Annotated in this window: 20 protein-coding genes; 8 read left to right on the top strand and 12 right to left on the bottom strand. The window is 40.2% G+C overall.

Annotation, left to right across the window (positions count from 1 at the left end; genetic code table 11):
• Nucleotides 1–53: 53 nt before the first annotated feature.
• The 4 genes from JK635_RS07710 (at nucleotide 54) to JK635_RS07695 (ending at nucleotide 2,760) form a co-directional block, all read left to right on the top strand.
• Nucleotides 54–479 carry a hypothetical protein gene (locus tag JK635_RS07710; protein WP_202653379.1) on the top strand — a complete coding sequence of 142 codons (426 nt, stop codon included), beginning with the start codon at nucleotides 54–56 and terminating at the stop codon, nucleotides 477–479.
• A 190-nt stretch (nucleotides 480–669) separates the two neighbouring features.
• Complete coding sequence (locus tag JK635_RS07705) at nucleotides 670–981, top strand: hypothetical protein (protein ID WP_202653378.1); 312 nt, start codon at nucleotides 670–672, stop codon at nucleotides 979–981.
• A 229-nt stretch (nucleotides 982–1,210) separates the two neighbouring features.
• Entirely contained in the window at nucleotides 1,211–2,338 is a 1,128-nt protein-coding gene (xerS, locus tag JK635_RS07700; RefSeq protein WP_202653377.1) for a tyrosine recombinase XerS, read from the top strand.
• 83 nt (nucleotides 2,339–2,421) lie between these two features.
• Nucleotides 2,422–2,760: a hypothetical protein gene (locus JK635_RS07695; RefSeq protein ID WP_202653376.1), complete on the top strand. Its 339-nt coding sequence runs from the start codon at nucleotides 2,422–2,424 to the stop codon at nucleotides 2,758–2,760.
• A 68-nt stretch (nucleotides 2,761–2,828) separates the two neighbouring features.
• Here the strand turns inward: JK635_RS07695 and JK635_RS07690 are convergent, their stop codons facing one another.
• Nucleotides 2,829–3,734 carry a tyrosine-type recombinase/integrase gene (locus tag JK635_RS07690; RefSeq protein ID WP_202653375.1) on the bottom strand — a complete coding sequence of 302 codons (906 nt, stop codon included), beginning with the start codon at nucleotides 3,732–3,734 and terminating at the stop codon, nucleotides 2,829–2,831.
• 110 nt (nucleotides 3,735–3,844) lie between these two features.
• Here JK635_RS07690 and JK635_RS07685 point away from each other — a divergent pair, with 110 nt between their 5' ends.
• Nucleotides 3,845–4,294 (top strand): JAB domain-containing protein, encoded by a 450-nt coding sequence (locus JK635_RS07685; protein ID WP_202653374.1) that lies wholly within the window; start codon nucleotides 3,845–3,847, stop codon nucleotides 4,292–4,294.
• A 191-nt stretch (nucleotides 4,295–4,485) separates the two neighbouring features.
• On the opposite strand, the gene JK635_RS07680 is transcribed toward JK635_RS07685, so the two are convergent.
• Nucleotides 4,486–5,130: a hypothetical protein gene (locus JK635_RS07680; RefSeq protein WP_202653373.1), complete on the bottom strand. Its 645-nt coding sequence runs from the start codon at nucleotides 5,128–5,130 to the stop codon at nucleotides 4,486–4,488.
• A gap of 284 nt (nucleotides 5,131–5,414) precedes the next feature.
• Between JK635_RS07680 and JK635_RS07675 the strand changes: the two genes are divergently transcribed.
• Nucleotides 5,415–5,834: a helix-turn-helix domain-containing protein gene (locus tag JK635_RS07675; RefSeq protein WP_202653372.1), complete on the top strand. Its 420-nt coding sequence runs from the start codon at nucleotides 5,415–5,417 to the stop codon at nucleotides 5,832–5,834.
• Nucleotides 5,835–5,892: 58 nt separating this feature from the next.
• Here JK635_RS07675 and JK635_RS07670 read toward each other — a convergent pair whose 3' ends face one another.
• Both JK635_RS07670 and JK635_RS07665 read right to left on the bottom strand, forming a co-directional pair.
• Nucleotides 5,893–6,729: a glucosaminidase domain-containing protein gene (locus JK635_RS07670; protein WP_202653371.1), complete on the bottom strand. Its 837-nt coding sequence runs from the start codon at nucleotides 6,727–6,729 to the stop codon at nucleotides 5,893–5,895.
• A gap of 236 nt (nucleotides 6,730–6,965) precedes the next feature.
• Complete coding sequence (locus tag JK635_RS07665; protein WP_202653370.1) at nucleotides 6,966–7,547, bottom strand: hypothetical protein; 582 nt, start codon at nucleotides 7,545–7,547, stop codon at nucleotides 6,966–6,968.
• Nucleotides 7,548–7,895: 348 nt separating this feature from the next.
• Between JK635_RS07665 and JK635_RS07660 the strand changes: the two genes are divergently transcribed.
• Nucleotides 7,896–8,795 carry a helix-turn-helix domain-containing protein gene (locus JK635_RS07660; RefSeq protein WP_202653369.1) on the top strand — a complete coding sequence of 300 codons (900 nt, stop codon included), beginning with the start codon at nucleotides 7,896–7,898 and terminating at the stop codon, nucleotides 8,793–8,795.
• Nucleotides 8,796–9,074: 279 nt separating this feature from the next.
• On the opposite strand, the gene JK635_RS07655 is transcribed toward JK635_RS07660, so the two are convergent.
• The 4 genes from JK635_RS07655 to JK635_RS07640 all read right to left on the bottom strand — a co-directional run bounded on the left by JK635_RS07655 (nucleotide 9,075) and on the right by JK635_RS07640 (nucleotide 14,218).
• Entirely contained in the window at nucleotides 9,075–9,536 is a 462-nt protein-coding gene (locus JK635_RS07655) for a hypothetical protein (RefSeq protein WP_202653368.1), read from the bottom strand.
• 22 nt (nucleotides 9,537–9,558) lie between these two features.
• On the bottom strand, nucleotides 9,559–11,652 hold the full coding sequence (locus JK635_RS07650; RefSeq protein WP_202653367.1) for a DNA gyrase subunit A: 2,094 nt from the start codon (nucleotides 11,650–11,652) through the stop codon (nucleotides 9,559–9,561).
• Between the two features lie 205 nt (nucleotides 11,653–11,857).
• The gene (locus tag JK635_RS07645; protein WP_202653366.1) at nucleotides 11,858–13,726 is read right to left on the bottom strand and encodes a DNA gyrase/topoisomerase IV subunit B; all 1,869 of its coding nucleotides are present in this window, start codon (nucleotides 13,724–13,726) and stop codon (nucleotides 11,858–11,860) included.
• A gap of 249 nt (nucleotides 13,727–13,975) precedes the next feature.
• Nucleotides 13,976–14,218: a hypothetical protein gene (locus JK635_RS07640; protein WP_202653365.1), complete on the bottom strand. Its 243-nt coding sequence runs from the start codon at nucleotides 14,216–14,218 to the stop codon at nucleotides 13,976–13,978.
• Between the two features lie 776 nt (nucleotides 14,219–14,994).
• Between JK635_RS07640 and JK635_RS07635 the strand changes: the two genes are divergently transcribed.
• Nucleotides 14,995–15,732: a PadR family transcriptional regulator gene (locus JK635_RS07635; protein ID WP_235887973.1), complete on the top strand. Its 738-nt coding sequence runs from the start codon at nucleotides 14,995–14,997 to the stop codon at nucleotides 15,730–15,732.
• A gap of 216 nt (nucleotides 15,733–15,948) precedes the next feature.
• On the opposite strand, the gene JK635_RS07630 is transcribed toward JK635_RS07635, so the two are convergent.
• The 4 genes from JK635_RS07630 to recD2 all read right to left on the bottom strand — a co-directional run bounded on the left by JK635_RS07630 (nucleotide 15,949) and on the right by recD2 (nucleotide 19,617).
• Nucleotides 15,949–16,254 (bottom strand): hypothetical protein, encoded by a 306-nt coding sequence (locus JK635_RS07630; RefSeq protein WP_202653363.1) that lies wholly within the window; start codon nucleotides 16,252–16,254, stop codon nucleotides 15,949–15,951.
• 107 nt (nucleotides 16,255–16,361) lie between these two features.
• A complete protein-coding gene (locus JK635_RS07625; RefSeq protein ID WP_202653362.1) occupies nucleotides 16,362–16,709 on the bottom strand; it encodes a DUF192 domain-containing protein in 348 nt (115 codons plus the stop codon).
• Nucleotides 16,710–16,757: 48 nt separating this feature from the next.
• On the bottom strand, nucleotides 16,758–17,321 hold the full coding sequence (locus JK635_RS07620; protein WP_202653361.1) for a hypothetical protein: 564 nt from the start codon (nucleotides 17,319–17,321) through the stop codon (nucleotides 16,758–16,760).
• Between the two features lie 127 nt (nucleotides 17,322–17,448).
• Nucleotides 17,449–19,617, bottom strand: coding sequence for an SF1B family DNA helicase RecD2 (gene recD2 / locus JK635_RS07615; protein WP_202653360.1), 2,169 nt, complete (start codon nucleotides 19,615–19,617; stop codon nucleotides 17,449–17,451).
• Nucleotides 19,618–19,658: the final 41 nt, after the last annotated feature.

The following is a 19,658-nucleotide window of genomic DNA, read 5'->3' as shown; positions in this document are numbered from 1 at the left end:
AAACGTCTTTTTCGTGTCCATACTATTAAAAATAGGAAAAGGAGGAAAAGAAATTGAATATTCAAGGACTTGAGAAAGTAAGTTTAGGAGAGTATGAAGAACTCGGAATCGGTTATTGGAGCATATCCATGAAGGAAAACAGAGTCCTCATTGTTTGGGATGTGGATGACGAAGGAGATAAAAAGACTATCATCACCGTAAAGCATATCAATGCAGAGGAAGCGGGGGAGGCTATTATGTATTGGGGACCCATGTTGGATGCTATCCAGGTCTACCGAATCATCCGTGATATTGTAGACTTGTATCAAGAACATTCTCTTCCTGATTTTATCCAGATTATTAAAAATATGAGTTATCTACATCATAGTTCAATCACGTACGATAGAGAGCTAGGCATTACATACGATACAGAGCTGGGCAGACGGTTTTTTGAAGAGATCAAGAACACGTTTGATATTTTGGAAAAGCAAACCGGATAAGAAGAACAGAGTGGATACCTCTTTCTGAAACTAAAAAGGGAGGGGGTTTCCCATTCTGTTTTATTTATTTTATAGAGAGTGTCTCTGTTTATTAGATTGCACATAATACTTCTTAAATGAAATCATTTGTAACCAACCGAATGATCCGTTATACTGATAGTAGATCATTTATTCGAAGGGAGAAATCGGCATGCAGGAAGTGTATCAAACGAAACAAGGAGCAAACGTGATTTGCGAAGTTTTTGTGAATCAGACGGACGGGACTATTCACGTTCTGGATTCCAATCAGGAAGAGACAACGAGTGTCACTAACGGAATTGACGAAATTCAAGCCCTTATTTTAGACAAACACCTTGTTTCAGGTGCGATTGGAGACTGGATCTGGGTGTTGTATGGAACAGACGGGATCGCCACCTTGTTTGAAAATGGATCCTTTCAGATGGCGCCCGACTCTCTGCTATATAAGCCATTTGTGGAGGCAGCAAATAATTATGCCTTTTGACCAATCTTGAAACACCCGTTTGCTGTTCTTCTACTGGCCGAACATTTTTATGTATCTTAAAAGTCCGGATTTTCGAAAGCATCAAACGGGCTATTCTTATGATATGATTGTGAAGTTTTTGTATACATCATTTTTTTATTTAACATAATAATTATTATGTTAACTAGATTACGTTAAGAATAAATTATGTGTAATCTTGTCGAATTTTGTTGAAAAAGGGGTCATCATCATGAAAAACGAGCAGCAGCAACTCTTTGCTCTCATCGAGGAAAAAGTTCACCGTCTTCCCTATTATGTCGGACAGTATGTGGAATATAAAGAAGCGGGTGACCGGGCGAAACCCAATACTCTTTTATCTTACTTGTATGATTACGAGCGATTCTTTTCTTTTTTAACGGAAGAAGGCTACTATCAGGGAGAGCTGCGGGATGTTCCTTTGACCGTTTTAGAGACACTCAAACGGGAAGATATTGACAAGTACCTGTTATTCTTGAAAAAATACTCGAACATCAAAAAACGAACTAGCCGGAACCGGATGCTCTCTTCCTTGAAGTCCCTCTTTCATTATCTCTCCCAGATTGAGGAAGATGATGATGGCTTTCCATTACTAAAGCGGAATATCATGGCCAAAATTGAAATCAAGGGAACAAAGCCCTCTCCGCAGGCCCAGGCTGATGCATTAAAGGGGAGGGTTTTTACCAGCAGGCAGGAAATCCAAGACTTTTTAGACTTTGTTGCTCTCGGATATGCCAAGACCATAAAAGACTCCCATGAACGAGAACCTGTGAAAAAGCGTCTCCTCCACTATTATTCCTTAAATATGGAGCGAGATTTGGCTATTTTATCCCTTATTTTAGGGTCTGGACTCCGTATTTATGAAACGGTGTCGCTTGATGTTTCGGATATTGACTGGAAAGAACGGGCAGTGCGTGTGGTGCGGAAAGGAAAAGAAGATAAAACATTGGTTCATTTCTCTGAAAGTGCTTTGGCGCAACTGGAAAGTTATCTGGCCATTCGGGATGACCGATACCATATCACCAGAAAACAGGAACCTGCTCTTTTTGTATCACTCCCAACAGGACCAAACAAACAGGTCGGAAGGCTGACGAAACGAGCTGCCCAAGAAATGATTGGAAAGTACACCAAATGGTATGGCCGTTCTCTTTCTGCCCATAATCTCCGCCACTCTTTTGCGACCGTTCATTGGGCGGAAAATCAAGATGTGTTCGGCCTGCAGTCGCAACTGGGCCATTCAAACCCGCAAACGACGCAACGCTACGCCCTTATTTTTAACGATACGCTTCGTGAAATGATTGATAAGATGGATAAAAACGATGACGAACCTCCTTCCGACTAGCCTCTTTTTTATTGATGTTTAAATCTAAAAATCTTGGTTCATACTAATTTTAGAGAGAACCGAAAAGTGAGGTGCAAAGTAGAATGGAAAGACCTAACCAAGGAGAGACAAAAAAGAAAGAAAATACCCATGTAGTCGTGATTGGAAAGGAAAGAAAACTGATCAAAGGAGACTTTATCCTGGAGAAATCCTACTACAAACACGCCAAAGAGTATGTCTATAAGTTCTTTGTTACGGAAAAAGGAACGTATGTGGTGAATTTCCTTGTCTATGGGCTGCAGTATTTCAAAGAGGGCTTTCTGTACACGGGATCAGATCTAAAAGAACTGAAGCGTCAAATAGACCGGGAAGACTTCTTGCGGGAATTTGCCAAAACCCTAAATGTCCCCTATCCAGAAGAGCTAGAGATTATTGACATTTAAACAAAAGACTCCTGAAACAAAATGCAGGAGTCTTTTGTTTGGCTCGTCTTCTGTTTTTTACAAGAAGTCTATTTTGGCTGGTTGTACCATGCCTGCAGCTTATCAATCGCTGCCATCTTCTGCTCATTATGAACATGCGTATAAATTTGCGTGGTTGAAAGGTTCTCATGCCCCATTAATTCCTGAATGGTTCGAATATCTACCCCTACCCTTACAAGGGACGTGCCGAAGGTATGTCGCAATTTATGGCAAGATAACGGCACATCTTCCAGGTATTCCTTTCCCTTGCTTTGCTTTAACTCATGAAAAATGCTTTCTGCAATCTGCTGAATCCGTCTTCTAGTGATTCTTGTTCCATGCCTGGACAAAAATAAAGCTCTTTTGTGTTCCGGTTTGGGTGTGGGTCTTTTGTCTTTAACGGATAGAAGAATTTGCATCAGTTCATGATCCACGGGAATAAAACGGGATTTTCCTCCTTTTCCGAACACCCGAATGCCGCCAGCATCTTCATGAATGTCATCAATGTTCATATTATGAACTTCCACTACCCGAAGCCCTGCTAACGTCATCAGCATAAACATGGCCTGATTCCTCACCGGATACGATTTTTCTTTCAGATGGGTGAGGAAGAACTGCCAGCTCGAAACATCCAGGTATGTAGGGATTCTCTCCTTTTTCTCTTTTGCTACATCAATGTATTGAGCAGGATTGGTGTCAAGCAGCTCCATATCGGTTAAGGCTTTGTAAAACGAACGAATGGCCATCAATTTCCGATTTCTTGTTGCAGCCGAATTTCCTTTTTCTCTCTCCCTCGTTAAAAAGCGCAAGATGTCAGTTTTTTTGGTTTCAGGAAGCGGTTTATCTCCGAGGAACTGTAAATAAGACCGTATATTGTATAAATATTCTTGCTGTGTAGAGACGGCTCTCTCCTTGTCTTTTAGCCATATGGAGAAATTCTCCAACCATTCTTCCACTTTGTTCATCCCCCCATTTATTTTTTTAAATACTTGATTTGAATAACGTAATAAATATAGAATATATGTACAAACATATACTATTATACGATTAAGAAGGAGAGATTAGGATGAAACGTATTAATATTTTTACCATTCAACAGGTGAAAGAAAAAGGCAGTCTTTACAATTTGGAATCAAAAAAAGTGATTTCACCGGAATCGGCTGTTAAGATTGTCAATACTGTTTTAGGACTCAACCAACGTTCTTCCGAGCATTTTGCCGTGATTACATTAAATGCCCAAAATGAAGTTGCTGGCGTACACCCTCTGTTCAAAGGAAGTTTAAACGCTGCGATTGTTCACCCGCGCGAGGTGTTTCAGGCTGCTCTTTTGAATAACGCCGCCTCCATCATTTGCTTCCACAACCATCCTTCCGGAAATCCCGAACCAAGCAAGGAAGACATTGACGTAACCAAGCGTCTTGCGGAAGCTGGACAAATTCTCGGAATCCAAGTTCTCGATCACATTATCATTGGTGACGGGAAGTTTGTCAGTTTAAAACAAAAAGGCTACTTCTAAACTTTCACTTGTTCCGACGGGCATTTGCTCGTTGGTTATGTTACTACCTTCTATTATACTATTCATCCTTTCTCTTCCCAAACCAAAAAAACCCTTGAATTCCAAGGGTTTTGTTTTTGGCTATTTTTTAAATTGATAGATGAATGTCACAGCCCCGCGCGTGAGGGAATGTTTGCTATGGCCTTCCTTTATTATTTATGAGTGTTGTACGGAGCAAGTAAAGCAGAGAAATCGTCTACAATCTGTTTTTCCACGGACACCATATTTTTGGCCAGCGTTTTCAGATCGTCCGTTTTTTCGGCCTCATTGTAGCGGGTATCGGATACACCATAGATTCTTTGAAGAATATTGACAAATTTCTCCTTAAAGGCGGATGCTTCCCCTTTGGCCGGCACTTCTTTTACCCGGTCTAATTTTTGTTTGATATTCTGAAGATTTTCAGACTTGTGTTTCAAGAAGTCTTCTTTTTTCATGGTTCCCTTCACTACTTGATTAAAGTCTTTTTCATCAGACTGAATGGCTTGGAAGAATTCAGAGAGTGGTGATTGGATGGCAACAATGAATTCTTGCGGAGTGGATGGGGTAGCGGAAACGCTGGACTTGGACGGGGTTTTAACAGACTTCTCCCTCTTCCCTTTTATTTGGGAGGACTTCTCTTGACTGGTTGGGGATTTTTCTTTTTGGGTGTCTTCTTGCTTGATTGCTTTTGATTCGTGTTGCTGAACCGTTGCCTTTTTAGGTTCAGGATTTTTCTTTTCTTCAGAGGAACACCCTGAAAGACCCATTAAGCCAAGTGTGAGAGTAAGTAAGATGAGACCAAATTTAGTTTTCATCATTCTATCTCCTTTTTCTAAATGTTAAAAGATAGCTAGATACCTTTTACTCCTTTATTATATAACAATATTACATAAATATTCCTTTATTCAAAATTAATATTTATAGAATTCCTCGATTTTTTTCATTTGAATTTCACAAAATAACAATTTTGTGAAACTCATTTGTAATGCATACTATATCTGAATATTCAATATATTGCAATTTAAACAGTATGATAATAAAATAGACTTAATTATAGTTTAAGAGGTTCCGTCAAAAAAGTTTAAGTAAGAGAGGAAAAACGATGGTCCCAAAAAAACCTACCAAAACACCCACCGAAAGAGCACAGGAAACCTTTCGTTTGGTAGAGACTGGTGAATTCTTAAGAAAAAAGCGAAATCAGCTTGGATTGTCCATGCAGCAAGTTGGAGATATATTACACATTTCTACGAATTACGTATCTGAAATCGAACGGGGAGTTAAGTTGCCTTCTCCACTTTTGATTCGAGAACTTGCCTATTTTTATCATATAAATGAAAATGATTTGTTTCGGATGTACGGAAAGATTCCCCTGTCAGCAAAGGAAGAATTAGAAGCCAATACATTCTTGCAAGATCTGTTGAGTGATATTAATCAGAATAAGAATTTACCCGATAAAAAGAAAAAGGAACTTTTTTCTGAATTTTTACAAGTCTATCAACGCTTCCTAAAGGATTATGAGTAAAAGCTGTAATCAATTTAATTGAATGCATTAAAAAGGTGGGAATCTTCCCACCTTTTTGTTACATTTGGCTCCGTGCTTTTTGCCAGTAATGGACCACACCATTTAGCCAGTATTTATTGAGCCCTCCTGGGTCGTTTTTCGCCCCTACTGGACAATACATCGGTTGGATCTTCGCAGGGGTGTCTTTCCCGATTGGCAGATATCTCCGTTTAAGTAAGGATCCTAAACTATCAATACTGGCAGCCACACTTTTAAAGTGACGAATCTTTCTTCCATCCGCAGTCATGATTCCTCCCACATTATTCAGCCGTCGAATCGCAGAACTTGTCCCATTTCCTGTTTCATGCATGGAAATGGCCGCTAAAAAAGCTGGATCAATACCGTATTTTTTTCCGGTTCTTACAAAATCGGCTCCATGGCCTTTCAGTTTTCCTCCCAACACTTTGTTTAATTCACTGGCGGTAACAGCCGAAATCCTTTTCACATTGTATTGCTTGTGAACGCGCTTGGTTCTATCACCTTTTGGTTTGGGGACCGGCTTATTAGTTTTTGTCTTTTTCACAGTCTTTGTTTTGGATTGGTCTTTTTGAATGGGTTTTTGTTTAGGCTTGGGTTTTGGTTCAATGGGGGCATTAATGGCAGGCTGGTCTTTTTCAAAGGATACCTTTACTTGCGCAAAAACGGAAGGTTGTTTGTTCATGTTGTCAGAAATAAGGTTCCTGCCGGTTTCGCTTTCCATCTTTTTCTTGATGGTCTCTTGCTCACGCTGATCAATGAAATATTCTACAGCATTAGAGAAGTCTTGGTCTGGAATGGTGATCTCGACGGGGCCTGTTGTGGGGACAGAGGGTTGTGAAGTAAAGAGAAGAAAAGTAGTTAAAAATTCTTTGAGCATCTTTTACCTCCTGTTTAGTTATCCCTTAAATGCGGGCATTTAAAGTGGGGCTGTTCTTGGATAGGACTATTTTGATTTATTCAATCATGGATTGTTCTGGGGAGTAACTCGATGAAAAGGGAAAGCAAACAAGCCCTTTGACCGGGCTTGTTTTACTTTTTATTATTATATCACATAACTATTAAAATATCACATTATTATTACGATATTCATTTTTACAGTTTGTTTACAAAACATTACAATTTGATAACAGCACTGGTTGACGTCATATCTATAAAATTACAAGACTCTGTTGGAAATACTGAATCTTCCATACAATCAACGATGACACGGCAAAAATGCTCTAAAATTCCAAGAGGGCTTTCACTGAAAGAAGTCATCACTTCATCAAACAACTCTGTAAAGGTTCCACCTTGAATTTTATCCTCAAACCATTCGTTTACCTGTTTAGTTGAGAAAAATCCATCCATTTCATATCCTTCATGAAGGGAATGTAAGAGCAATAACTTAATGTCGGTCATTAACAATTGATGCATGATGCTTTGAATATGCCAGAAATCCCTTGCTGGGTGGATATATTCCAATTGTCTTTTCAACTTTTCCCCTTCGTTATATAATAGTAGAATTTTGTCTTCTATGAACCGATAAGTTTCTTCGATATAAAACTTTTCCCCTCGGACTTCTTCTCCAAGCATATCTAGCTGTTTTTCATAGCTGTAATACCCCTTACGATCTTTTTCAAGCTCCCCTTGCCGGTACAATTGGTGAAGCTCAAACTCGCCATATCTTCTTCTTTGCTTCAATAATGCTTGGTTCACGGATGGTCTTACCCCTTTCTCTAATCGTTTAATCGTCCTTTTATTATTAACTGCTATATCTGTTGGAAATTCCCAATCCCCCAAAAAATATCCCTCTTCCCTCCTTTTTTCTTCCAACCATTTAAGCATGAATGATTAATTTACAATGACAACCAGCGCCCTCATGGTATCTTTATACCATTTTTTCAATATATATAAAAAACTGGTATATGTTTCATATATACTCAAAATTGTGAATTTTTGTTGAAAACATGCCAAATTTCTTGCATTTTCTACTGTTTTTGAAAAAATATAAGTTATACTAATATTTTTGAAAATTAGGGAAACGTAAAAAAAGAGGTTAGATGGATGATTCATATTGGGAAAATATTAAAAACCAAGCGTAAAGAAGCAAATCTCTCCCAGAAGGAATTAGCTGAAAAAATACATCTCTCGCAATCTTTAATCAGTCAATTGGAAAAAGGTAAAATCACTCCTTCTCTTGACGTTGTACAAAAACTTGCCCACTTTTTTAATTTGCCAGTTTCACACTTTATGGCAGAAAAAGAATGGGAGGAAGGAAAAGAGATTGAAACAAATCAGTATTATGCCGAGGACACGCTGGATTATATTCGCCTGCTATTTTATCAAGAACAGTATGAGGATGCAATGAAAACGATTGAGCAGAGTCTTGGTACCCCTCTCTTTCAGCATGAAACCTACTATGCTCTCATTATGCTCTGGAAAGTGATGATTCTAAAAGAACAAAGAAAATTTGAAGAGGCTGTTAAGTTGTGCCAGTATTTGCTTGAAGACTATACCCCTTATTATTCGCGGGTCAGTCTTGCACAGCTATATTATCATATGGGGGTGTGTTCTTTGCCCATTTATCTGCTGGAACCAAAAGAGTTTCGGTTCTTTGACAACAGCCGTACAGATCAGTCTATTTTTCTTAAATCCAAAGAGTGTTTGATCAAGGCTAAAAATTATTTAAAAGGGATTTACCAGCATGGTCGTCTATATAAGGAAATTCTGTATGCGCTTGGAGTCCTTACGGCAAGTTTAGGTGATTTTTCCAATGCTATGAGTTATTTTAAGCAATGTTCCCGCATGTATGAAGAGGAAATTTCTGCTTACACAAAACTTGTGTCTAACATCGAAAAAATCAAATATAAAATAAAAGAGCATCCTGATAAGGATACCCTTACATACGACCAAGTATTGAGTTATGATGCGCTTTTTGGGCAAGGTTTACGACGGAAAGCGTGACTTGCTCTGGGGTTTCTTTTTCCAATTTCGCCACAACCTTCAACCGGCTTCTGGAGATTCGGGCGGAAAATCCCTTGGCAGACTTATGGATTAAAACGTAATCGTACACTTTGTCAAGAAGCGTCTCGTAAAGGGCAGCCGTGAAACGGTTAAAACAGACTGGGTTCTCACAAGCGTAATAGGGGCCCCACGGCCCATTTTCAATGGTAAACGATGAACCGCAATTGCCACATTGAAGATGTAAGTAATTCCAAGATTTTGTCATATCATCACTCCTTGTTAAATTGAATCTATCAGTGGATTCCCGGAAATGAAGTGAAAACCGCCCAAAAGCAACACATCAATGGTCCCTTCTTCCAAATGAAAACTTATCGCTGTTCCTTGTTGTATGAGTTTTCCTTTGACTATGGCAAGTGGATACGGATGGACTTTTAGCTGAAGTAAGTCTTGAAAAAGAAGAAAGAGAGCATGGTGGAAATCCTGAAAAATAGATGTAGGGGAATAGGTGAAAGCGGTTTGTTCTTCTAAATAGTCCTTAAATTCGTGGGAAAAGATGAGACCGATGGTAGCCTGAATAGGATCATTTGCAAAAAAAACGCAGGACTGAAGAAAAATAGGTTCATCACTAATCCATTGAACACTCTTTGTCACTTGGATGCGTTTTACTTCAAGGCCTGTCATTTCCTGAAATATTTTTGCCATGATAGATAGAGTACCGGGATTTAGAACAAGTTCTTTCACATGTTCACAACCTTTCTTTTTTTTAAGATGGAATGAGCTTGGCAGATACAAGGGTGCTTCTCTCTTTTTGACAAGGGATGAAGGATTTAACCCCTTTCCCTCCCCGTTTAGTAAGAGGACAATCTGCCACCTTTTTTTTCGTTGTTCCTTTAGTAGTGGTCATTTCAAGTACATCTTTTTCTCTAACAGAAAAGACGTAGGCGACTTCATCCCCATTTTCAAGCATTATTGCCCGAACACCCCCCGCCTCTTTTCCTTGAACTGGCAGTTCACTCACCTTAAATCGGATTGCTTTGTTTTGTTTAGTTAAGATCAAGAGTTCTTCTTCCCCGTCGACAACAAAATCAGCATTTTTACTAAACGGAAGAGGGCTTCTTCCAGGTTTGACCGGAACTTGTTTGGTTTTGCCGTCTTTTGTGACAGCAATCAACGTTTTACCTTCTGACTCTCCCATCCATAGAATCTTCTCTGAAAACACGAGTCCTTTTGGTTTGTGGCTGCTGAATTTCGGAAGGTTCTTCACTTTTACCGGATACACCGTTCCTAATACATCCACTGCGGCAAGTGTTGCCCCAAGCGTGGTTTTGACCCATGTACCTGACGTTTGAGGGGAACTGCTTCGATACATTCCGTTTTGATCCAGCACAACAAATATGTTTTCGTGACTGTTCGCATTTGCAGAAGCGGAGGGTGTTTTTTGTTGTTCAATTTTCGTTCGCCGCGGATCCCCAAACTCTTTCAGAAGTGTTTTCCATTCTTCCAAAAGACTTTCTTTCAAATGGGAGAGTTTGCAAGTTAAAAGCTCCATTTTCTTTTTACTTTCTTTACATTGAGCCACAAGATCCTTCTTTTCAGTTGATGTGAGCCGTTCCAGCTTCATTTGAAGGATGGCTTCACTTTGCAATTCGCTTAAGCCAATGTTTTTGACAAGGGATGAAACTGCCAGATGTTTCGTTTGACTCTTTTTGATAATGGAAAGGACTTCATCCATTTTCTCCAAGGCCTTTACCTGGCCCTCCAAGAGGTGAAACTTTTTTTCTTCCTTTTTTAGATCATGCTGGAAGGTTTTCTCCAAACATTTCAACCGGTGTTCGGTAAAGATATCGAGAAGTTTTCCAAGCCCCACAATTTGCGGATGATTGTTAACGAGGACTTGGTTTTGAACGGAAATATTCGTTTGAAGCGGAGTTTTTTGAAGGATTTCGTGAAGAATAGATTGAGGATTTGCCTCTTTTGTTTCCACCACAATGCGGATGCCATCTCTTCCTGATTCATCCCGAATATCGGTGATTTCTTGAGTTTTTTCTGCCAATGCCACTAATTTTTCCAAGATTTTCGGTTTTGTCACCATATAGGGTAGTTCAGTAAACACAATATAGGTGCTGTCTTTTTCCTCTTCCAGATGGTACGCCCCGCAAACGGTTATCGACCCTTTTCCGGTTTTGACGATTTCAGGCCATTCTTCAGGATTAACATAGACACCGCCAGTCGGGAAATCTGGGCCCTTGATGATGGACTCAATCGGGGCAGTAGGATTTTGCAGTCGTTTTATGAGGGCTTCGAGTACTTCCTTCGCATTATGGGGAATCATGGTCGTACTCATACCAACAGCAATCCCCGTGCTTCCATTTAGAAGTAGATTAGGAAGTTTGGAAGGTAAAAAAGCGGGTTCTTTTAAGGATTCATCAAAATTAGGAACAAATTCGGAGACAATCTGAAGATTTTCCAGGAGAAGTGATGTAATTGGACTCATTCTGGCCTCTGTATACCGCATGGCAGCCGCCGCATCTCCGTCAATAGAGCCGAAATTTCCATGTCCATCAACTAGCGGATAACGGTACGAGAAATCCTGTGCCATTTTAACAAGGGCTTGATACACACTGGAATCTCCGTGCGGATGATATTTTCCGATCGTATCCCCTACAATTCTAGCACTTTTCTTATACGGCTTGGTGTGGTCTATCCCAAGTTCATGCATAGCAAAAAGGATCCGCCGCTGAACGGGTTTTAATCCGTCTCTGGCATCTGGTAAAGCCCGGTCTTGGATGACGTATTTGGCATATTCCAAAAAGGATTCTTTCATTTCCTGTTCGAATGAACGTTCTTTTATTTCCAAAAGCATCCCTCCTTATTTCTCTTTTATTGTACCGAAAAGAAAAAGGATTTTCCACATTTTATAACGTCTTTCTTATATAATCTCTTTATTCGTGCTAGGACAAGCAAAATACCCCCCTTCTATTTAAGACGGATAAAACTAGAACACTAACTTATTTCAATTATAAAAATGCAAAACCAAAGGGAAGCAAAGCAATCCCTCTGGTTTAAAGACCCTTCGTGATGAACTCTTTTCTAGGTTCAATTTTATCCCCCATTAAGAGAGAGAGCCATTCATCACAAGTCAAAACATCTTCCATCGTGACTTGATACAGCAAACGGTTATCTGGATTCATTGTTGTTTCCCACAATTGAGTCGGGTTCATTTCACCAAGCCCTTTGTAGCGCTGAATTGTAACATTTTTCAGTCCCTTTACGAGTTGGTTCTTTTCTCGCTCCGAGTAGGCATACTGCACTTTTCTTGATGATTCGATTTTATAGAGCGGGGGTTGCGCGATATAGAGGTATCCAGCTTCTATGAGGGGTTTCATGTAGCGGAAAAAGAAGGTGAGAAGAATGGTGCGGATATGAGCGCCATCCACATCGGCATCAGTCATGATGATGACCTTTTGGTGTTTAACTTTTTTTACGTCGAAATCTTGACCGATCCCCCCTCCCACAGCGGTAATGATGGAACGGATTTCTTCATTGGCCAAGATCTTATCTATTCTTGACTTCTCTACATTTAACGGCTTTCCTTTTAGGGAAAGAATGCTTTGAAAGATTCGATCACGCCCCTGTTTGGCGCTTCCTCCCGCACTATCCCCTTCAACGATGAACAGCTCATTTTTCTTTGCATCCCGACCAGAACAAGCAGCAAACTTTCCGGAAACAAGGTGGGCATAGTTCTGTTTCTTCCCGCCGTTGCGGGTCAGTTCTCGCGCTTTTTTGGCGGCTTCTTTCGCTCTCCTGGCAAGAATCGCTTTTTCAGCAATCTTTTTGACCTGGGCTTGGTCTTTTTGAAGATAGGAAAGAAGATGATCCGACACTATTGCTTGAACGATTGCCCTCACTTCGGTATTGGATAGTTTGTTTTTGGTCTGTCCTTCAAATTTGGGCTTTGCAAGTTTCACGCTCATGATGCACGTTAATCCTTCCATCCATTCATCACCGGTCAAACTTTCTTTCAACCACCCTTTTTCCTTGGCGAATTCATTCATCGTTTTCGTTAGTCCCGCTTTTACCCCTGTCTCATGGGTCCCGCCTTCTTTGGTCGGAATAAGGTTTGCGAAACTTAAGAAGTTTGTGGCGTAATGATCTGCATACTGAAGAACCGCCTCCAATTCCACTCCGTCTTTTTGGGCTTGAATGAACCACGCATTATGCAGCTTCTCTTTTCCTTTATGCAGATAGGCGATGTAATCTTTAAGGCCATTTGGAAAATGGAAGACTTCTTTTTTTGTATCTGTCTCTTTTGTATCTTCCTCATGAGTAAAAGTAATAGTCAGAGCGGGGTTTAAGAAGGCAAACTGCCGAAGACGGGTACGAATCAATTCAGGGGAAAACTCGGTTGTTTCAAAAATCATAGGGTCGGGGTAAAACGTAATGGTCGTGCCGCTTTTTCCGTCGTAAGAAATCTCTTTTTCTTGTATTTTTTTACCTCTCTCGTATACATGGGTCACTTTCTTCCCGTCCCGGTAAACCGTTGCAATGAACTTGGCAGAAAGAGCATTCACACAAGTGGAACCTACTCCATGAAGACCTCCTGATATGGAATAGCCTCCACTTCCGAATTTACCCCCAGCATGAGGGATGGTAAGAATAGTCTCCAATGTGGAAAGACCTGTCTTCGGATGTAGGCCAAGTGGGATGCCACGCCCTTCATCTTTTACCGTAATTCCTCCTTTTCTATCAAGGGTGACTTGAATTTGGCATCCGTAGCCTGCCAAATGTTCATCCAGCGAGTTGGCGACGATTTCCCAAATGAGATGATGAAGTGCTTGCTTGTCTGTTCCGCCTACATACATCCCCGGCATGAGCCGAATAGCTTCCAGCCCCTCTAGGACTTGAATATCAGTTTCATTGTATTTTTTCAATACCTGTACCTCCTTTTCATTTCTTTCTCTATTTTACAGAATCATTGCTTTATTCTCCATATATTATACCGATATTCATATATTATTCCATACTTTGTGATATAATGATAACGAACACACGAAAAATTGATCGAGATTCATAGCTGCTGGATAAGAAAATCGAAGATCTGCTTTTGTAGAAAAATCAGCACAAAAAACCTGAAGGAACCGGCTTCAGGTTTTATGGATGCGGAATAGTCTCCCGATTTCTTAAATACATTTTTTAAAAAGATACCATACTTCTTCTTTTCCATCACGAACAGCTTCACAATCCTTGAATGTATCACAAATAACATCGTATTCATTAGCGAGATCGAGCAGGTTCCCAGACAAATCTATTACATGCTCCAATAGATTGCCTTTCTCACTCATCTCCCGCCCTTTAGCAGAATCTAAAGGAAGATAACGAATAGATAAGAGACGATTTTCATCCAATACATACCCAATAGTCATTCCTATAAATGCCCTCCAATTCCTATATATAGTCCTATTATAGCAAGAGAACGATTGTTTGTATAATTCATCCATAATTCCCTTTAACCATAAAAAAAGAACCTCTTGTTATGGAGGTTCTCCAACATCCTGCTCCCCTACCCCGTTTGAAAACATGGCGAATGTTTTCTTTTCATTTTACACAACTCAAAGCAAAGGAGTGTTAGGCGTGATCTGGTTTTCTCCTGATGATCTAACTCTTATCAAAAAAATTCTCCTTCTTTTCGGTGTTGTCTTTTCTCTTTTTCGGGTTGTCTCTATTTCCGCTTTCTTTCTAAAGCAAACCAACAACCGCTTCCGACGGGAAACGTTAAAAACAGACACTTCCCTTTTACGGGGACTGCTCGGCTCTCTTCTTGGCCTTTTAGCTTCCCTTGTGATGCTTGTTGCATTTTTCTGACGCCAAACCCTATTTTTGTTATAATAAATATATAGAACAATTGTACGATAACCAAATCCCACATTCCTTTACCATGAATCTATCAACCAGATAAGAAAATCCAAAAAAAAAAAAACAAGGAAAACATAAAAATAAGAAAATTTCCCTCTTCCTCACGATTTCTCATGTAATCTGGACGATTTTCTTGATACTTGCCAATTGATTTTAGTAAGGAAGAAAGGATTCTGAAAATAAAGGAAAGGACGAATGCCTGTTGACAGAAGCCATCACCCCAAAAAGAGAAAGAACCCTATTAAATTTATTTGTCACCACAAAAGCCTGGACGATTCTTTTGGTGATGACCGCCTTATATGAGAGCAGAACCCCTTTACACGGAAGGAATATCCAGACAATCATTAAGGCCAAGTCCGGCAATCTAGCAGACATCCCCTCCTCCGCCTTGTACCCTGTTTTAGCGGGACTTGAAAAGGAAGGGTTCATTGTAGGAGAGTGGGAAAAGCGTGATGACCCCAAAAAAAGGCATCGCCGTTTTTATGCCATGACCCTTGACGGAGAAAGAAGGTATAGATCCTTAAAAAAAGAATTGCAAGATGTTCTTGAATCTTATCTTGGTTTTATGAAACACGTTCTTACCTATGCCAGTCAACACCTATCTAAAGAAGATGGGGAAGAGTACAAGTTAAACCTTCAGTCTTTATTAAGTTATTTGACCCTTGCCTTTTTGCATGAACCGAATTATGCGTTTTCGCTAAAAAAACAGTTAGAACAAACATTTGGATTTTGGGAGGTTAGCGAGGGAACGCTTTATCCTTTGTTATCGGAACTGGAGATGAAAGGGTTGATCCGGTCTTATTGGGGGCATGTGGTAGACGGAAAACCCGTGTTAATGAGAAAAGATAAAAACTCTCCCCCGGACGAGCCCCAGACCCGTTTGGTCCGTTTTTATGAAGCAACACCAAAAGGGGCTTTGTATCAAAAAACTTACGGGAGAAAATTCCTTTCTGCTCTTGAAGAAGCCTGTACTCGCGCACAATTTACCTGTGATTATGTATACAACCATAAGCCTCTTGTCTAGAGGTTTTCTTTTTTGGGAGCATAAAAAAACAAGGGGTAAAAGCCCTTGTTTTGGTTGGTACTCTTTGATTTTTAACGATTCAACATGCCGGCAGCCAGCTCATCGAAAGTCTTTAGCACCTGTTCTGCCCACATTTTGGTATCCGAAACATAATCAAATGCCATATGTTCCAAAATTGTTTAACCTCACTGATTTTCTCTTGCAAATCATCCCTCTTTATTTTGAAAGGGCGGGTGTATCGTTTTTGACTGCATCACAAAAAACTCTCCAAACTTTACGCTTGTTTCTTTGAACTTGTTTGCAACCTCTGTAATGTTCACAAGGTTTCACTCTACCACCAAAGGAACTCATGTAGATGCATGTACATTCTGTTCTCTCTGGTTCTCCTTCTCTAATAGGTTTAACTTTTCTTTTCCCTTCTTCACGATTAATAGGGCAATCACTTTCTAAAACATGAACTTCCTCTGTTCCATCCGAACCAATTGCACAACAACTTGGCTCTAATTCTTGTCTTTTTGCCATTTTTTCTCTTCTCCTTTTTCCGTGTTTTGGATTTCAACTTTACAGGTACTCTCAAGGACAAATCTTACGTAATGCAGTTCCCCATTTTCTCACCCTTCTTTTTTTGCTTATACGTTTCTTGAATTCCAAAGTAATTTGCTTCCAATAGGAATCGCGGGCTTGGTCCCTGCTGGAATCTCAAGGGTGTATTTTGCCTTTTTCCGCATCTTTCCCACCCTCCAAGGAGGAAAGGCTAAATCCCGGTCTATGACCACGCCCTCTTTATCCAAATAATAGACATCAAGAGGAAATTTCATGAAAAACAAATGAATTTGATTGGTGCGAGAAAACAGCATCCCCTGAACGGTCTCTTTCTTTTTCCCCATTAAGCCAAAAAAGCGGGAGAAAAAGGAATTGGCAAACGGAACAGTTATTTCAAAATCGGGATCATGGACTTGAATATGAACGGTTTTCATTTTTATGTTCCCTCCGTTTTTTATGAAAAAAGGGGGAATCCCCCCCTCTTACTTGCCTTCCACGAGTTTTTCAATTTTGTTATTGAATGCTTCTAGCTCTTTAAAGTATTTTTGGGCAGCTTTTTCTGCTGGTTGGTATTTTTTGTTGTCCACTGTTCCGTCTGATTTAACAGACTCTAAAATCCCGTCAAGGGCGTCAATACCGGACTCGGTTAAAGTGACAAATTCCTTTTGGATTTCCACAGCGCTTCCCTTTGTAGGGATCGCTTTTACCTTGTCAAGGTGAACCCTCAAGTCTTTATTGGCTTCAGCACCTTTTGCCTGATACTTCTTATAGGAGAGTTTTTTGTCTAAAAATTGGGCGAGATATTCATTGGATTTGTAGAAATTTTGATTGAGGTAGACAACTTCATCATTGGCTGCTGCAAGATAGTCCAGCAAGTCCTTGTTTTGCTCTGTAACGGTAATGTATTTTTTGTCTTTTTCTTTCGGGGCTTCTTGAGTGGTTTTGGCGGGTTTAGCTGGCTTCTCTTTGTCCTCACTGCAACCTGCAAGCCCTGCTGCTAAAAGAGAAATAGCTAAAAATCCACCGATGAGTTTTTTGGCTTTCAAATGAAAAATACCTCCTTATGAAAATATGAATGGAGTCAAACGACTCATAATTACAGAATTATTCTCTTATTCAATTATAATGAAGTTATTCATAAATGTCCAATAATTTAGACCAAAAAATCCGAGGTTAAACAATCCCTCGGATTCGGTCTTTTAACAGAGAATTTCTTGGTGGTTCTGTATGATTGACCACCCCTTTCCTCAACTCGCTGACCATTCCGTAAAATCCAAGATTCTCTTTGGCTCTGGTCATGGCGGTGTAAATCAGTCTTTTTCGAAGCATGAAAGAATGTTCCGCACAAACCGGAATGAACACCGATTTCCATTCGCTTCCTTGGCTTTTGTGGATGGTTAAGCACCAAGCATGAGCCAGTTCATCGAAACGGTCTCTGGTGTAAGACACCTTTTCCCCGTCATAGTCCACAATGAGCATTTCTTCTTCCCCGTTTTGAGGATCTTCCGGCACATAGGTTTCAATATAGCCAATCTGCCCGTTGACAAGACCATAGTCCTCATTCGGCCTCACCTGAATGACCTTATCTCCTTCACGGAAAATGATTCTTCCAAACTTCACTTCTCTCTTGTATTTGGATGCAGGATTCAAGTCCATTTGGATGATGCGGTTTAATTCTTCCACTCCAAGCGGTGTTTTTCTCATGGGCGTTAAAATGACCACTTCATCCATTCCGTAAGTTTGGACAGCTTGGTAAAATTTATGGATCATTTCCTCCTGAAGTGTCAGGATGTCATCATGTTCAAAGAAGGTGAAATCGTTGGCTTCCTTTATAGACGGCATGTTCCCTTTTGATACATCCAACGCTCTTTCCAAGATGGTGCTGCCCTGCTTTTGACGGTAGATTTCATCAAGTACCGTAACAGGGAAAACCTTGCTTTCAAGCAAGTCCGCTAGAACTTGTCCTGCCCCGACGGATGGTAACTGGTCCTTATCGCCTACCCAAATGACCTGACACCCTTTTGGTATGGCTTCTAAAAAGTGACAGGTTAACGGCAGATCCATCATAGATACCTCATCGACAATGACTACATCATAGGGAACTGGATTGTATTTGTTGTATTCAAATTCCAACCCCTTTTCCTGTGGTTTAACTTGTAAGAGTTTATGCATTGTGAAGGCTTTTCGCCTTGTAGTTTCACTCATGCGTTTGGCAGCTTTCCCTGTTGGGGCAGCAAGTCCAATTTTTAGAGGTTTTGACGAAAGTTTTTCCAAACAGTACAAAATGGCATTGATGATAGTTGTTTTCCCGCTTCCAGGAGGTCCTGTAATGATGGAGAACTGATTCTGGCAGGAGCGAATGATGGCTTCTGTTTGTTTTTTGGCGAGCGACAGCTTGTTCAGTTGTTCATATTCCTCGATTTTGTCACATATCTCATCATCTTCCAACCACAGCCTGTTTTTCCCTAGAATTCGCAAGAAATGTTTGGCGGTTTCTATTTCGTACTGGTGGTAATGAGGAAGATAGATTCGGCCTCCTACATCTCCCACCAAGCGTTTATTCATCTGCAAATCCATGAGTCTTTCTCTTAAAACAACAGGAGCAATCTTCTCTTTTTTGGAAAGCAGTTTTTCGCTTTGATACAACAATTCTTTGACTGGTAAAAAGGTGTGGCCACTCATCAAAGCTCTTTTCATAGTATGAAAAATCCCTGCATCCACTCTGTTTGGATGGTTAGGTGATATATTGAAGTGAGCCGCCAGCAAATCACAGGCATCAAATCCAAACCCCTCCAGATCAAACATCAACCGGTAAGGGTTTTTCTTTATTTTGTCAATGGCTTCATTTCCGTACTTTTTATAGATCTTTAGGGCATTATGAAGGGTCATTCCGTAAGGCTTTAATTCCGTAAACAATACTTCCGCCACTTGATGATGCTGGTGTTTTTGTTTGGCTTTCTTAATGGTTTTCACCGAGATGCCCTTTACATCCAGCAGAAGATTCGAATCTTCTTTAAATATCTTCAGGCTTTCTTCCGCACTTTTAAAATGTTTGATGATTTTTTGAGAGGTTTTAGACCCGAACAGATGGGCAAGATAACTTTCTGCCCCCTTTTCCCCCTGTTCGCTTCGTATTGCTTTTTCAAACTTGAATTCTTTTCCGTAGGAAGTAGTCTGAAAATCTCCGTCAAAAACAAACACTTCTCCACGCTTGCAAGGCATGATTTCTCCGACCGCTTTGACTCTTCCCTGATTGGTTTTGATTTGTAACACCGCCCATTCCATTGCCCTTTTGAATGCTTTGGGATAGGCGATGTAATCAATGACTCCTTCAATCTGCAATAAAACCCCTCCTTATTACGTTATTCATTAATTATACCATC

The sequence above is a fragment of the Neobacillus paridis genome, from assembly GCF_016765675.1.
GTDB classification, from domain to species: Bacteria; Bacillota; Bacilli; order Bacillales; family Cytobacillaceae; genus Neobacillus; species Neobacillus paridis.
This window is presented reverse-complemented; position numbering and strand designations above follow the sequence as displayed.

Coding starts and splice junctions, on each gene's coding strand:
- JK635_RS07675 (WP_202653372.1), top strand. CDS start 5,415: ATGGTCCCAAAAAAACCTACCAAAACACCCACCGAAAGAGCACAGGAA.
- JK635_RS07670 (WP_202653371.1), bottom strand. CDS start 6,729: ATGCTCAAAGAATTTTTAACTACTTTTCTTCTCTTTACTTCACAACCC.
- JK635_RS07630 (WP_202653363.1), bottom strand. CDS start 16,254: ATGGCAAAAAGACAAGAATTAGAGCCAAGTTGTTGTGCAATTGGTTCG.
- xerS (WP_202653377.1), top strand. CDS start 1,211: ATGAAAAACGAGCAGCAGCAACTCTTTGCTCTCATCGAGGAAAAAGTT.
- JK635_RS07680 (WP_202653373.1), bottom strand. CDS start 5,130: ATGATGAAAACTAAATTTGGTCTCATCTTACTTACTCTCACACTTGGC.
- JK635_RS07660 (WP_202653369.1), top strand. CDS start 7,896: ATGATTCATATTGGGAAAATATTAAAAACCAAGCGTAAAGAAGCAAAT.
- JK635_RS07640 (WP_202653365.1), bottom strand. CDS start 14,218: ATGACTATTGGGTATGTATTGGATGAAAATCGTCTCTTATCTATTCGT.
- JK635_RS07685 (WP_202653374.1), top strand. CDS start 3,845: ATGAAACGTATTAATATTTTTACCATTCAACAGGTGAAAGAAAAAGGC.
- JK635_RS07705 (WP_202653378.1), top strand. CDS start 670: ATGCAGGAAGTGTATCAAACGAAACAAGGAGCAAACGTGATTTGCGAA.
- JK635_RS07625 (WP_202653362.1), bottom strand. CDS start 16,709: ATGAAAACCGTTCATATTCAAGTCCATGATCCCGATTTTGAAATAACT.
- JK635_RS07635 (WP_235887973.1), top strand. CDS start 14,995: ATGACCGCCTTATATGAGAGCAGAACCCCTTTACACGGAAGGAATATC.
- JK635_RS07695 (WP_202653376.1), top strand. CDS start 2,422: ATGGAAAGACCTAACCAAGGAGAGACAAAAAAGAAAGAAAATACCCAT.